The sequence below is a fragment of the Salipaludibacillus keqinensis genome, from assembly GCF_003226325.1.
In the GTDB taxonomy this organism is placed as follows: Bacteria; Bacillota; Bacilli; order Bacillales; family Salisediminibacteriaceae; genus Salipaludibacillus; species Salipaludibacillus keqinensis.
The window spans coordinates 487,694-502,684 of the sequence record NZ_PDOD01000003.1; the positions used below are offsets into that span (position 1 = coordinate 487,694).

General features: G+C 40.9%; 10 protein-coding genes. All 10 read left to right on the forward strand.

All coding sequences use genetic code 11. From position 1 onward, the window contains the following. Window positions 1–167: 167 nt before the first annotated feature. The 10 genes from ftsE (at window position 168) to CR194_RS14450 (ending at window position 14,975) form a co-directional block, all read left to right on the forward strand. On the forward strand, window positions 168–854 hold the full coding sequence (ftsE, locus tag CR194_RS14410) for a cell division ATP-binding protein FtsE (protein WP_110610378.1): 687 nt from the start codon (window positions 168–170) through the stop codon (window positions 852–854). Next, window positions 844–1,737, forward strand: coding sequence for a permease-like cell division protein FtsX (gene ftsX / locus CR194_RS14415; protein ID WP_110610379.1), 894 nt, complete (start codon window positions 844–846; stop codon window positions 1,735–1,737). Before ftsE ends, ftsX begins: the two co-directional genes overlap by 11 nt. 77 nt (window positions 1,738–1,814) lie before the next feature. Further along, entirely contained in the window at window positions 1,815–3,332 is a 1,518-nt protein-coding gene (locus CR194_RS14420; protein ID WP_110610380.1) for a murein hydrolase activator EnvC family protein, read from the forward strand. 488 nt (window positions 3,333–3,820) lie between these two features. Next, window positions 3,821–5,314 carry a S41 family peptidase gene (locus CR194_RS14425; protein WP_110610519.1) on the forward strand — a complete coding sequence of 498 codons (1,494 nt, stop codon included), beginning with the start codon at window positions 3,821–3,823 and terminating at the stop codon, window positions 5,312–5,314. 170 nt (window positions 5,315–5,484) lie between these two features. Continuing rightward, window positions 5,485–7,071 carry a PDZ domain-containing protein gene (locus tag CR194_RS14430; RefSeq protein ID WP_110610381.1) on the forward strand — a complete coding sequence of 529 codons (1,587 nt, stop codon included), beginning with the start codon at window positions 5,485–5,487 and terminating at the stop codon, window positions 7,069–7,071. Window positions 7,072–7,455: 384 nt separating this feature from the next. Further along, entirely contained in the window at window positions 7,456–9,447 is a 1,992-nt protein-coding gene (gene uvrB / locus CR194_RS14435) for an excinuclease ABC subunit UvrB (protein WP_110610520.1), read from the forward strand. Window positions 9,448–9,455: 8 nt separating this feature from the next. Further along, window positions 9,456–12,335 carry an excinuclease ABC subunit UvrA gene (gene uvrA / locus CR194_RS14440; protein WP_110610382.1) on the forward strand — a complete coding sequence of 960 codons (2,880 nt, stop codon included), beginning with the start codon at window positions 9,456–9,458 and terminating at the stop codon, window positions 12,333–12,335. 91 nt (window positions 12,336–12,426) lie between these two features. Then, complete coding sequence (locus CR194_RS20745; RefSeq protein ID WP_269845722.1) at window positions 12,427–12,561, forward strand: hypothetical protein; 135 nt, start codon at window positions 12,427–12,429, stop codon at window positions 12,559–12,561. 43 nt (window positions 12,562–12,604) lie between these two features. Then, window positions 12,605–13,600 carry a nuclease-related domain-containing protein gene (locus CR194_RS14445; protein ID WP_110610383.1) on the forward strand — a complete coding sequence of 332 codons (996 nt, stop codon included), beginning with the start codon at window positions 12,605–12,607 and terminating at the stop codon, window positions 13,598–13,600. A gap of 208 nt (window positions 13,601–13,808) precedes the next feature. Beyond that, on the forward strand, window positions 13,809–14,975 hold the full coding sequence (locus CR194_RS14450) for a DUF4097 family beta strand repeat-containing protein (protein WP_110610384.1): 1,167 nt from the start codon (window positions 13,809–13,811) through the stop codon (window positions 14,973–14,975). Window positions 14,976–14,991: the final 16 nt, after the last annotated feature.

Sequence of the window (14,991 nt, forward strand, 5' to 3'; positions counted from 1 at the left end):
GAAGGGTGTTCTGGTTACTAAACTTAGTTGTGGTTTTTTTGAATAAAATGGAAAAAATCATACGCTTTTATATATTTGTTATTTATTTTGAGGCTACATTTAAATGATTTGTGGCCTATAATCATGTCAAAACACCTAGATAGACTATAAGTGAGGAAGTGATAGGGTTGATTCAAATGCAGGATGTCTGGAAGACTTATCCAAATGGTGTCATGGCTGTTAACGGCATTTCCATTTACATTAAAAAGGGAGAATTCGTTTATGTGGTAGGTCCAAGTGGAGCTGGGAAGTCCACGTTCATAAAGATGATGTATCGTGAAGAAAAACCTACCCGTGGTGAGATTTCAATTGATGGAAAAAGTTTATCGTCCACAAAAGAAAAACATATTCCGTTTTTACGAAGGAAGATCGGTGTTGTCTTCCAAGATTTCAAACTTTTACCTAGTTTATCTGTTTTCGAGAATGTCGCATTTGCTATGGAAGTCATTGAAGAAAGTAAAGCAAACATTCGGAAGAGAGTCATGAATGTATTGGATATTGTACGTTTGAAGAACAAAGCAAGATTCCTGCCTCATGAACTATCCGGAGGAGAACAACAACGTGTGGCTATTGCCAGAGCGATTGTTAACAATCCAGCTGTTTTGATTGCTGATGAACCTACAGGAAATCTTGATCCAGAAACTTCTTGGGAAATTATGCATATTCTCGAGGAAATCAATGATCGTGGAACAACGATTGTCATGGCCACTCATAACCGTGACATTGTAGACAGTATGAGAAAGCGCCTTATTGCCATTGAAGGCGGACGAATCTCCCGAGATGAAATAAGGGGGACATACAGTTATGAAAGCTAGAACGATGGGGCGACACATGAAAGAAGGAAGCAAGAACATTGTCCGAAATGGATGGATGACGTTTGCTTCTGTTAGTGCTGTCACCGTTACTTTGTTAGTTGTTGGCGCATTCCTCTTATTGATTATGAACTTAAACCATTTTGCAAATTCCCTTGAAGATGATGTTGAGATTAGAGTGTTCGTTGATCTAACCGCTTCAGAAGAAGAGCAGGATGATTTAAGAAATGACCTACAAGATCTTCCGGATATTCAATCTGTTGATTACATACCGAAAGACGAGGGACTTGAAGCATTTATTGATAGTTTAGGAGAACAAGGAGATTATTTCGAGAGTCTTCGAGATGAGAATCCATTGAATGACACATTTGTCGTTCGTGCAGATGATCCACAGGAAACAGAGCTGATTGCTGTGGAAATTGAAGAACTGGATCATGTCGAAGGAGTCGAATACGGAAGAGATATTTTCGACCAACTTTTCTCAGCCACTGATTTTGTGAGAATTGTAGGGATTGTTCTTATTGCCGGATTATTGTTCACAGCGATCTTTCTAATTGCTAATACAATTAAGTTGACAATACATGCTAGAAGAACAGAAATTCAAATTATGAAGCTAGTAGGAGCGACAAACTCCTTTATTCGCTGGCCATTTTTCATTGAAGGGCTGTTACTAGGAACATTCGGAGCTATTATTCCAGTCAGTGTGCTGGCATATGGGTATCACCGTTTTTATGAGACGATTGGCGAAAACACTGGATTGGATTTCTTTGAGTTTTTACCTACCTATCCTTTAATCATTCAAACAGCCATATTACTACTAGGAATCGGAGCAATTGTCGGAGTTTGGGGAAGCGTGATGAGTGTCAGGAAATTCTTGAAAGTCTAAGTAGCTTTTCCTTTTCATTTCTCATTAGCTATTTCCCAGGGAATATCATAGTATTTGTCGAAAAGAGGAGGGTCTAGATGGCTCAAAGAGTAACCTTCATGTTTTTAGCTTTACTTTTGATTTCTACCACTTTCATAGAATTTTTTAACACTTCTCATGTCTCTGCCAATGAAGGCGAAGAATTAGAAGAACAAATAGATTCTTATCAGGAAGAGCAGCAGAAAAAAGAAGAAGAAGCTGATAAAACGGAAGAAGAATTAGAAGAAATTGAACGTGAAATCAGTGAGGTTGAAGCTGAGATTCGTCAGTTAGACGAAGATATGGCTGACACTAACCAACAAGTTAATGAAAAAGAAACTGAAATCGAAGAGACGACAAGCCGTATTGAACAATTACGCGAAGATATAGAAGAGCTAGAAGAACGAATTGCTGAACGGGACGAGCTATTAAAAGAGCGGGTCAAATCTATGTATCAAAGCGGTGGATCTGTTAATTACATCGATGTTATTTTGGGTGCCCAGAGCTTTGGTGATTTACTTGAGAGAGTTTCAGCATTGCATTCGATTGCAGATCAAGACCGAAGCATTCTTGAAGATCACATTGAAGATATGGAAGCTTTAGAAAATGCGACGCAATCTCTTGAAAATGAGTTAGCAAGTTTAGAAGATCAACTGCAAGAGTTAGAGACTCTTCAAGCAAAATTAGCAGAACAACTTGATCAAAAAGATGAGTTAGTGGAAGAACTTCAAGGAAGAGGATATGTTCTTGAGGAAAACCTCATGTCTATCGATGAAGAGCAGTCCTTATTGCAAGCACAAGAAGAAGCAGCAAAACAAGAGTTAGCTGCGTGGGAAGAGGAACAACGAAGGTTAGAAGAAGAAAGAAAAAAACGTGAAGAAGAAGAGCGTCGTCAGCGTGAAGCTGAGCGGAAGGCACAAGAAGAAGCTGAACGTCAAGCGGAGCAAGAGGCTGAAGAAGAGGCTGAACGGCAAGCGCAGCAAGAAGCTGAGGAAGAAGCAGAGCGTCAAGCACAGCAGGAAGCAGAAGCTGAGGAAGCTGAAGAAGAAGCAAATCAATCCAACTCATCAAACAATTCTTCCTCTTCAGGGAACAGTTCATCCTCAAATGAATCAAGTTCCTCATCAAATGCTAGTTCTAGTCAGGCCTCAAGTGGTGGTGGATCAGCGACATTCCATCGACCATCTGACGGAAGAGTCACTTCAGGTTTCGATAGGAATCGAGTTCATCCTGTCTATGGAACAACTCGCCCCCACGTGGGAATCGATTTTGGGAGTGGCAACGGCCTAGGGATTTATGCTGCTGAGTCAGGAACAGTTGCTTCGGCTGGATGGATGAACGGCTTTGGAAATACGATATTGATTACTCATGTAGTAGACGGAAAAACATATTCTACACTCTATGCTCATTTAGCATCTATGGATGTCTCGGCGGGAGATAGAGTAAGTAGAGGTGAAACGATTGCCACGATGGGTACCACGGGTGTATCAACCGGAGTTCATCTTCATTTTGAAGTTCACCCTGGCGGATATGCAGGTCGATCTTCAGCTGTAAATCCTTCACCTTATTTACCTTAATAGTTGTCATACATGAATAAAGAAGAGTGTCCAGTTAAATCCTAAGCTGGACCTCTTTTTTTATCTGTCTGAAAATAGAACAGTAGGTTAGCTTGTTTTTACATCATATGAGAAGAAAGGTCATCGCTCCCGAAGGAATAGGACTAAAAGGGGGAATTTATTTGGCAGTTTCCTCAAGGATTACCTTTATAATGTTTCATCAAAATTGATCCCAAAAATTGAAACAAGATTTCCTGTATGCTAGTTATAATTTGGTCAAGATTATATATAATATAAGTTAAACAGCGCATTCAAATGAAATTTCGAGTATTCTCTTTCCTTTGATTGGTGTCAGGAAACTTTGACGAGTCGCCTCCCGCTAAATTCTAATGTGAATACTTTTAAATCATTCCTTATCTCTGTTATGATAGGGATAAATATCATGAGAACCGCTAATTTATTATTGCATGCTTCGGAATGCAGATAAAGGAACAGAATGGGGTGGAAAGATGAAGAATATGAGAATACTGTTTCCTTTAGTGATCGTTTTATCCCTTCTGTTAGGGGCTGGAGGAATGTATGCCGTGATGGCAGCTGTCGATGGGGATAATTCATCGGTGGTATTAGAAGAATCGCAAGTAAAAGAAATGATAGAAAGTAATGAAAACGAGGTCGAAGAAGTTTCGGGTAGTATTGAAACAGATGAAGACCGCATGGAAAAAATAGAGCAAGCTTTTCAAGTGATTTCAGACCGTTATGTGAATGAAGTAGACGAATCTGAGCTGCTTGAAGGGGCAATTTCAGGAATGCTAGAAACACTTGATGATCCTTATTCTGTCTATATGGACGCAAGTACGGCAGAAGAATTCATGGAATCTTTAGATTCATCTTTTGAAGGAATCGGTGCTGAAGTCAGCATGACAAATGGCAAGGTCACCATTGTTGCACCTTTTAGAGATTCTCCCGCTGAAGAAGCTGGATTAAGACCGAATGATCAAATCATTGAAATTGACGGTGAAGATATTGAAGGCTTGTCATTAAATGAAGCTGTTCTGCAAATCCGTGGGGAGAAAGGGACAACTGTTACTCTAACGATCGAACGACCGGGCGTGAATGATCCAATAGAAATAGATGTAGTTAGAGACGAAATTCCTTTAATAACCGTTTATAGTGATATCGTAGAAGAAGATGGAAAGTCAATTGGGGTGATCGAACTTCGCTCATTTTCCGAAAACACTGCAGAACTTTTTGAAGAAGAGTTAATGAAGTTGGAAAGTGAAGGAATCGATGGATTAGTTATTGATGTCCGAGGAAATCCAGGTGGATTTTTGCAGAGTGTTGAAGATATAGGGAATTTAATCATTCCTGGTGGAGAACCGATTGTTCAAATCGAAGGTCGAGACGGCGAAAGAACTCGGCATATCTCAAATTTAGAAGATGAAAAAGAGTACCCAATCATCACGCTAATTGATGAAGGTAGTGCTTCAGCTTCGGAGATTTTAGCAGCAGCCTTGAAAGAAGCTGGAGGTCATGACGTTGTTGGGAAAAGTACCTTTGGTAAAGGGACCGTTCAGCAAACAATACCAATGGAAGATGGAAGCCAAATTAAATTAACTTTATTTAGATGGTTAACTTCCGCAGGAAATGATATTAATAAAGAAGGTGTTGAGCCGACTATCGAAGTGGATCAACCTGATTATTTTTATGCATCACCTTTGAATATAGAAGATCCGTTATCGTTTGATATGTCCAGTGACCATGTAAAAAATGCACAGATCATGCTTAAAGGGATTGGAGAAGATCCAGGACGAACAGACGGTTACTTTGACCGTCAAACTGAAGAAGCAGTAACAGCTTTTCAAGAGCGTGAGGATTTAGAAGTAACTGGAGAAATAAATGAAGAAACGGCCGATCTTCTGCAACAACGAGTCATTGAATCCGTACAGGACCGTGACTCAGATAACCAATTCAAAAAGGCCATTGAGTTATTGACAGGTGAATAAATGAGTGAAGAAACTGATGTGCAACTGGAGTCGATTGCACATCAGTTTTTTCGTTCACTATCGTAAATTGACTAATTTGTAAAAAAATCGCTTTTCTTTTCTCATATTTCATTTACAATGAAAGGAAGAGAAACGATTTTTAATGAGTCACGGGTTAAGGAGGAATAGGTTTGGATGTCATTGGATTTGAGATTTTTAGAGCATTAGGTAGGTTCTTTTTACACCCTCTTACATATATATTCATTTTGGCAATTTTTTGGCTCGGTTTTCAGAGAGTGCAAAGAGAACGTAAAGATTTTCATACGCGGGTATACGATGTGATTCAACAAGTAACATCGCCTTTATCCATCGCAATTATCGTAGGTTTGTCAATTTCCATTGGAACGGTTCTTTTAGGAATAGAATTACCAGTAGGAATGATGGCTTTACTCACAGCTGTTTGGCTTTTGTTATTGCCCTTGCGTCATGCTAGATGGTTAAGTATAACCGTAGCAGGTTCTATCGCTCTGATTGTTGCTCCTTTCTTACCGGCAGGTGGAACAGAATTTTCTTGGTTGAACGGGTGGCTAAGTGACCTGCAGCAAATGAACTTGGTTAACCTAGCTTGGCTATTAACAATATTATTTATTGCGGAATCCTTGTTAGTTTTAGCAGATGGATGGAAACAATCTTCTCCTGCAATTGTGAAGAGTAAACGAGGAAAGATGGTTGGGGAACATAAGGCGTCTCGTTTATGGTTTCTCCCTGTCTTTCTCCTATTTCCAATGGGAGAGTGGTCGGGAAATCAATGGTGGCCATTGTTTGAACTATCCAGTGGTGAAACTTTCGGATTGGCCCTTTTTCCATTCTTACTCGGTTTTCAAGCAAGAATTCATAGCGAGTATCCGATGGATGGTGTGAAGAAAATCGGGAAAAGGTTATTGCTAGTAAATATTGCTGTGATCACACTAGCGGTTATAGCATATTTTTATCCAATTGTTGCTTTCTTCGTAGCGGCAGTCATTCTTTTAGGGAGAGAATTAGTTTACTTCTTGTTCACGTCTGCAGATCAACGTAGAACCAGTCTTTTCACTGGTAGGGAGAAAGGATTGAAAATCCTTGGCATCCTCCCGCATTCGACTGCTAATAAGATGGAACTTGAAGTGGGAGAAATTATCGTAAAGGCGAATGGCCGTGAAGTCAATTCTCAACGAGAGTTTTATAATGCCTTACAGCAAAACTCAGCATACTGTAAACTGGAAGTGACTGATCTTGACGGAGAGCTTCGTTTTACCCAATCGACTATTTTTCAAGGGGACCACTATCAGATTGGCTGTTTATTCGTTCCGGACGATGAAGTTGGAAATCTTTCCTACCGTGCTCTCCGCTCCTCTGTCGTCATTCATCAAGACCGGGCAGAGTTGGATGAGGGAGCGCCAGAACATGATGACGGAGAGATCGTAGTGCTCCATGAAGAAACGACTTCTTTAGACGATGGTGCTGAAGAATCTGACAGCTACGATGAAGACATGGAGCCTGAAAAAGAATTGGCTGCTACAGAGGATTCATCAACTGATGAATTCAAAGAAACGACACTTGAAACAGACAGGGTAGAGGACGCCCAACAGGAAAAAGAAGCGCATCAGTCAGGATCACCATACGGACAAGCCGCCGGATTGGCAAGTTTCTATGACGAGTTTCGTCAGACGAAAATAGACAGAAATAGATGGACTCCAAACTCAGAAGAAAATTCACAAGGAAAAAAAGAAAACGAATGAACAAAGTTCACACCTGCAGCCGCAGGTGTGTTTTTGAATTTATAAAAGCTATAAATGGAGATTTTTTAGAGAGAACGAGAACTCACAAACTGCAGGAAATGATCTAGGATAGAATGATAAGGAACAATCTCAGGTTTGTCAGGATACGAGAATGTATGTTCGTTTTTTGCTTGTTTTATGGTATAATGATAAACAAATGTGAAGAATGGGTATAGGTATAGTTATTAGAGCTATTTCCTTGCAATCTAATGAGTTGAGTACGAAGATTAGAGACAGCAATGAACGTCTATACTGCTCAAGAGTAATCTATTCATTAACCAATAAGTGTGTAAAACAATAAATGAAAGATAGTGGATGGTTTTCAGAGGAGGAATAAATGTGGCAATGGAAGAAACGCACATATTTGATTTACATTCAAAGTATCAACCGGCAGGAGATCAACCAAAAGCAATTGAGAAACTAATTGAAGGTGTGAATAATGGTGAAAAGTATCAAACTTTATTAGGTGCCACTGGGACAGGGAAAACCTTTACAGTTTCTAATGTCATTACAGAAGTGAAAAAACCGACATTGGTTATAGCCCACAATAAAACGTTAGCAGGGCAGCTTTACAGTGAGTTTAAGGAATTCTTCCCGAATAATCGTGTGGAGTATTTTGTTAGTTATTATGACTACTATCAGCCAGAGGCCTATATCCCCCAATCAGACACGTATATTGAAAAAGATGCCAGTATTAATGATGAGATTGATAAGTTGCGTCATTCGGCTACGAGTGCTTTATTTGAGAGAGAAGACGTCATTATTGTTGCAAGTGTCTCTTGTATCTACGGTCTCGGTTCTCCTGAGGATTATCGCGATCTTGTTATCTCCTTAAGAAAAGGGATGGAACGAGAACGAAATGGACTTCTTCGTCAGTTAGTAGATGTTCAGTACGAGCGTAATGACATTAATTTTACCCGGGGGACGTTTCGTGTAAGAGGCGATGTTGTTGAAATTTTCCCCGCTTCAAAAGACGAACACTGTCTTCGTGTCGAGTTTTTTGGAGATGAAATTGATCGGATCACGGAAGTGGATGCTTTAACGGGTGAAGTGCTCGGTGAAAGAGATCACGTTGCTATTTTCCCAGCTTCTCACTTCGTTACTCGTGAAGAGAAATTAAAGAAAGCGATCGTAAACATTGAAAAAGAATTAGAAGAGACTTTAAAAGAAATGAATGATAAAGGAAAGTTGCTGGAGGCCCAACGCTTAGAGCAACGGACTAGGTATGATATTGAGATGATGCAGGAAATGGGATATTGTTCAGGGATTGAGAACTACTCTCGTCACTTAACCTTTCGTGAGCCAGGAGCCACTCCCTATACGTTACTAGATTTCTTTCCGGATGACTTTCTTATTGTCGTCGACGAATCCCACGTCACATTGCCACAAGTTCGAGGGATGTATAACGGAGACCAAGCACGAAAAGGCGTTCTCGTTGATCACGGATTCCGTCTTCCTTCTGCAAAAGATAACCGTCCATTGACATTCGACGAATTTGAAAAACATATCAAGCAAACGATTTTCGTTTCAGCAACACCAGGACCTTATGAACTTGAACACTGCCCGGAAATGGTCGAGCAAATTATTCGCCCTACAGGTCTACTCGATCCATCGATTGATATTCGACCGATCGAGGGTCAGATTGATGATATGATCGAGGAAATTCGCATTCGCAAAGAGCGAAATGAACGAGTGCTAGTGACAACGTTAACGAAGAAAATGTCCGAGGATTTAACTGATTACTTGAAAGAAGTGGGCATCCAAGTTAAATATCTTCACTCTGATATAAAAACGTTAGAGCGGATCCAAATTCTTCGAGAACTTCGTCAAGGTCAATTTGACGTTTTAGTTGGAATTAACTTGTTGAGAGAAGGATTGGATATCCCTGAAGTGTCTCTTGTGACCATCCTAGATGCCGATAAAGAAGGCTTCCTTCGAGCTGAGCGCCCTCTTATTCAAACAATGGGACGGGCAGCGCGAAATGCAAATGGCCACGTCATTATGTATGCCGATCGCATGACCAATTCCATGTCAGTTGCGATAGAAGAAACGAAACGTCGGCGAACAATCCAAAAAGAATACAATGATAAACACGGCATTACGCCGCAAACGATCCAAAAAGCGATACCAGAGTTGATTCAAGCGACTTATGCAGCTGAGGAAGAAGAAGCATATGAAGCATTTACGAAAGCTCCTTCTCAGAAATTAAGCAAGAAAGACCGAGAGCAAGTGATTGAACGTATGGAAAAAGAAATGAAAGAAGCAGCGAAAGAACTTGATTTCGAACGTGCCGCTGAACTACGGGATATCGTTTTAGAATTGAAATCGGAAGGGTGAACGAACGAATGGCTTTAGATAACATCGTTGTAAAGGGAGCGCGTTCCCATAACTTAAAAGATATTGACGTCACGATTCCAAGAAATAAACTTGTCGTCATGACGGGGCTTTCCGGTTCTGGTAAATCATCCATTGCCTTTGACACCATTTACGCTGAAGGACAGCGGCGCTATGTAGAATCATTGTCTGCATACGCTAGACAATTTTTAGGCCAAATGGATAAGCCGGATGTGGATGCCATTGAAGGCTTATCTCCGGCTATTTCCATCGATCAGAAAACAACTAGTAAAAACCCCCGTTCGACGGTTGGAACGGTGACTGAAATATACGATTATCTTCGTCTCCTATATGCTCGTGTCGGTCGGCCGATCTGTCCGAATCACGGGATTGAGATTAGCTCGCAGACGGTTCAGCAAATGGTCGATCGAATGATGGAATATCCCGAACGAACAAAAATGCAAATTCTTGCCCCCCTTGTATCTGGTCGGAAAGGCACTCATGCAAAAGTGCTTGAAGATATCAAGAAACAAGGATACGTTCGTGTAAGAGTTGATGGTGAAATGCTTGAAGCATCTGAAGACATTCATCTAGAGAAAAACAAAAAACACAGCATTGAAGTAGTGATTGATCGGATCATTATTAAAAACGATATAGAATCTCGCTTGGCTGATTCTATGGAAACCGCGTTAAACCTCGCTGATGGCCGTGTGATGGTGGATGTCATTGGTGAAGAAGACTTGCTGTTTAGTCAAAAGCATGCTTGTCCTTACTGTGGTTTTTCTATTGGTGAATTAGAACCTCGGATGTTTTCCTTTAATAGTCCCTTTGGTGCCTGCTCATCTTGTGATGGTTTGGGTCATAAGCTTGAAGTGGATCTTGAACTTGTGATTCCAGATGAGTCCCTCTCATTGCGAGATCATGCCATCGCTCCATGGAAACCGACGAGCTCTCAATATTATCCTTCCTTATTAGAAAGCGTGTGTGATCATTTTGGGATTGATATGGATGTGCCCGTGGAAAAACTGCCAAAGCATCAACTAGATAAAATATTGTATGGTAGCGGAAATGAAAGAATTTATTTCAGATACGAAAATGAATTCGGGCGTGTTCGCGAAAAAGAGATTTACTTTGAAGGCGTGATGAAAAATATTTCCAGGAGATACCATGAGACAGGCTCAGACTATATTCGCGAGCAAATGGAAGGATATATGGCTCAAAAACCTTGTCCTACATGTAAAGGAAACCGGCTCACTCAAGAAGCATTAGCCGTTAAAATTTCAGAACGCCATATAGGAGAAATCACCGACCTTTCCATAAAAGAAGCAAAAGTCTTCTTTGAAGAATTGACGCTGACAGATAAAGAGATGACCATTGCGCGGATGATTTTACGGGAAATCAACGAGCGTCTAGGCTTTCTAATTAATGTAGGCTTAGAATATTTAACATTGTCCCGTTCAGCTGGAACGTTATCTGGAGGAGAGGCTCAACGAATTCGTCTTGCCACCCAAATCGGTTCCTCGTTGATGGGGGTGCTCTATATTTTGGATGAGCCGTCCATAGGCTTGCATCAACGAGATAATCATCGACTTATCCGAACGCTAGAGCGAATGAGAGATTTAGGAAACACTCTCATTGTTGTGGAACATGATGAAGATACGATGCTTGCTGCCGATCATTTAATTGACGTTGGTCCAGGTGCGGGAGTTCACGGAGGCGAGATTTGTTCTACCGGGACACCGGAAGAAGTAAAGAATGATCCCAATTCCCTTACAGGGCAATATTTATCTGGAGCTAAATTCATTCCTCTTCCTGCTGAACGACGGAAACCAGACGGCCGAAAGCTGACCATTCGTGGGGCCGAAGAAAACAACTTGCAAAAGACCAATGTAGATATTCCATTAGGTTTGCTGCTGGCTGTGACAGGTGTCTCAGGCTCAGGGAAAAGCACACTGATTAACGACATTCTTTATAAGTCCTTAGCTCAAAAGTTAACGACTTCTAAAGCGAAACCAGGGAAAGTGAAAAAAGTTGAAGGGATCGAACAGCTGGAAAAAGTAGTGGATATTGACCAATCGCCTATTGGCCGAACGCCTCGATCCAATCCGGCTACTTACACTGGCGTATTTGATGATATTCGAGATGTGTTTGCCATGACGAATGAAGCAAAAGTTCGTGGATATAAGAAGGGTCGATTCAGTTTCAACGTGAAAGGTGGCCGCTGTGAAGCTTGTCGAGGAGACGGCATCATTAAAATTGAGATGCACTTCCTTCCAGACGTCTACGTGCCATGTGAAGAGTGTGACGGGAAAAGATATAACAGAGAAACATTAGAAGTGAAATATAAAGGGAAAAACATCTCTGATGTGTTGGCCATGACCGTGGAAGAAGGGGTGTCATTTTTCGAAAATATCCCTAGGATCAAACGGAAAGTTCAAACATTGCACGATGTGGGACTGGGCTACATGAAATTGGGACAACCAGCCACTACCCTGTCCGGTGGAGAAGCTCAACGAGTGAAGCTTGCCTCTCAATTACACAGACGGTCCACAGGAAAAACAATGTATATTCTTGACGAACCGACAACAGGACTGCACGTTCATGACATTGACCGACTACTGAAGGTGTTGCAGCGTCTTGTGGAGAACGGTGACACCGTTCTGGTCATTGAACACAATCTTGATGTCATCAAAACGATGGATTATGTGATTGATTTGGGACCTGAAGGCGGTGACAAAGGTGGACGTCTAGTGGCCAAAGGAACACCAGAACAGGTGGCCAAAGTCAACGGTTCCTACACAGGCCAATACCTAAAACCAGTATTGGAACGAGAACGGGAAAGAATGAATGAACGGATGAAACAAAAAGAAGGCGCTGGCTCAGTTTCATAGAATAATTTGTAAAGAGCGACAAGTTCTACTTGTCGCTCTTTTTATCATGCGTTGAAGGTCTGGTGCAGAGGACGTTGTCGTAAATTGTTATGTGTCGCAAGTTGTCATTTATTATGATGCAATCGCCGACTTATACGACCTAACTGGCATTCTATATAACGCAATGAAGATTCTATACGCACTAGCTGACCACGAAATAAAAAGAGGTATTTTAGAATTTTTGTAGAATAGAAAAGGAGATTAAATAAAAAAGGAAGTGGTCTCCCGTAATGTTGATCAAGCCACGAACGACTCCTGTAAAAAACCTCGTTTTATCCGCTGTTTTACCTATAATTTCTCCCGACCACCCTAAATGGAACCAGTTGACTCAAGAATATAAGAGACGGTGCTGGGGATATGTAGGAGAACAATCCCTTGAATATTATTTAAGCTTTTTGCCCCACGATGAATGCTTTATTTTACACGGATTGAAGCTTGAAAATGGCACTGGAAATCATTTTTCAATCGACACCCTGATTATTTTTCAAGCGTATACGTTGATTGTAGAAGTAAAACATTGGACCGGAATCATCGAAGTTCAAATTCGAGGAGAACTCTTGAAAATAAATGGCGAGTCAAACGTTGTTTTCGATGACCCGATTCAACAAGTGAAGCACCAGACTTGGCAGTTAGGTGAATGGGCTAGAATACGCAAACTAACCTTACCTCCCACCCAGCATGTAGTCGTCTTCTCTTATTCCAAATTACAGATCGACAACGCACACCTCCTCTCCCCTAAAGCGATTAGAAGTAATCAACTCTTGGAAAATGTGCGATTATGGAACGAACTCCATCCCACCTCAACAGACCGCTTCTCCTTAAATCAACTCGAAAATACAGCATTATTATTAAAAAATAGTCATATCGAAGAAGAGTTTTTCTATCCGTCTATTCATAAACTAGGTCTAACAAGTGAGGAAATCTCTTCAGGTGTATTTTGTACGGCGTGTAATTATGCTCCCATGAGTAGAATCAAACGAACTTGGAAGTGTACCAAGTGCGGGAAACAAGACAGGGATGCCCACGTGAAATCTTTAGCAGCTTTTATCCTTATGTTTGGGAGGTATGCTACTAGCATCGAATTGCAAAAGTTCTTAAACATAAATAAGTCTTCAATCGTGTGGAGAATCCTGAGGGAGCTAAAGGTATCAAAGTCAGGACGCACGAATGCTACAGTCTTTGATTTATATTCAAGTGAAGTCTTGAAAAAGGAAGTGATGAAGTGAAAAATAGATTATAATTGATATATACAAAGCAAAAGTCACTGTCGAAATTTGTTATACGCAGTAACTCCCGATCTATACGAACGAACTGAAGATTTATACGAAGTAACTGCCGAGCTATACGAACGAACTGCACTTATTCGAAGCAATGTGATGCAACCAACCGGGCTGTTTAATCGTAACCTATAGTAATTAAAAGGAGGAATGCAAGATGCATGAAGAGAGAAAAATGATTCTGAAGATGATCGAGGATGGAAAAATTTCAGCAGAAGAGGGCTTGCAACTTTTGAATGCGTTGAGAGATGACAAAGACGAACCCTCGAACAAGAAACCGAATCAAGAGAAAAGAGGACCTCATGGGAATGAATCATTCGACGATCAGGAGCAGACCAAGCGTAAAGAAACAGATCACTATCTTTCTCGGAACGTCAATTGGGATGGCGGAGGGTACCGGCGAGCGGAAGAGAAAATGACCACATTCGCTTCAAGATTTTCTGAGTTTGTCGAAGAGGCTGTCCATAAAATTAAAGAGTTTGATTTGGATTTCAATTTCGGTTCTTCCGTGGAAGTGGAGCACATTTTCCAACATAAAGGCGCCGTTGTGAAAGATGTGGATATTCACGTGGAAAATGGCAGCGTCACGTTTCTTCCGTGGGACGAAGACGATATTCGGATTAAATGCCAGGTGAAGGTTTACAAAGTTCGAGATACAGATGAAGCTAGACGGGTATTTTTAGATGACGTACACTTCTCTTGTTCTAACGAAAAAGTACGGATGGAAGCCAAGAAAAAGTCTATGAAAGTAAATACTGTCGTTTACGTACCGAAACAATATTTAGAGAAAATTAAGTTGTACGCGTTTAACGGGAAAGTAACTGGGGAAAATGTGACCGTAAAGACGATGGAAGCAAAAACCGTCAATGGTCGCGTTGATTTCCAAACTATCAGTGCAGATCATGTTCAGCTTGAAACGGTCAATGGCACGATTTCCGTTTCGCATCTCGCGTCTACTCAGACAGATGTGAAGACAGTGAACGGGACCGTATCTGTTCAATCATCTAAAGGTGATTTAGATGTGGAAACGTTAAATGGAACGATTCACTACACATTAGTAAAGCAAGCGAATGCTCGCGCCTATATGAAAACCACTACAGGCAGCGTAAATGTGCGTGTTCCAGATAACGTGAAAACGGAAGGTGAATTGAAAACAACGGTTGGAGGAATTCAGTGCGATTTACCAAAATTGACGATCATCGATGAGAAAAAAGATTTCGCAAGCAAGAAAATGTCATTTTTAGCGAACAAACAAGAAGAAGCTCATTTTTATTTAGAAGCAGAAGCGACAACAGGAACAATCGCAGTAAAAACTAGCACATGATGTTGTAAAGGAGAGT

Excerpts from the sequence above, each read along its gene's own strand:
- CR194_RS14420 (WP_110610380.1), top strand. The coding sequence starts at position 1,815 with ATGGCTCAAAGAGTAACCTTCATGTTTTTAGCTTTACTTTTGATTTCT.
- ftsX (WP_110610379.1), top strand. The coding sequence starts at position 844 with ATGAAAGCTAGAACGATGGGGCGACACATGAAAGAAGGAAGCAAGAAC.
- CR194_RS14445 (WP_110610383.1), top strand. The coding sequence starts at position 12,605 with ATGTTGATCAAGCCACGAACGACTCCTGTAAAAAACCTCGTTTTATCC.
- uvrA (WP_110610382.1), top strand. The coding sequence starts at position 9,456 with ATGGCTTTAGATAACATCGTTGTAAAGGGAGCGCGTTCCCATAACTTA.
- uvrB (WP_110610520.1), top strand. The coding sequence starts at position 7,456 with ATGGAAGAAACGCACATATTTGATTTACATTCAAAGTATCAACCGGCA.
- CR194_RS14425 (WP_110610519.1), top strand. The coding sequence starts at position 3,821 with ATGAAGAATATGAGAATACTGTTTCCTTTAGTGATCGTTTTATCCCTT.
- CR194_RS14450 (WP_110610384.1), top strand. The coding sequence starts at position 13,809 with ATGCATGAAGAGAGAAAAATGATTCTGAAGATGATCGAGGATGGAAAA.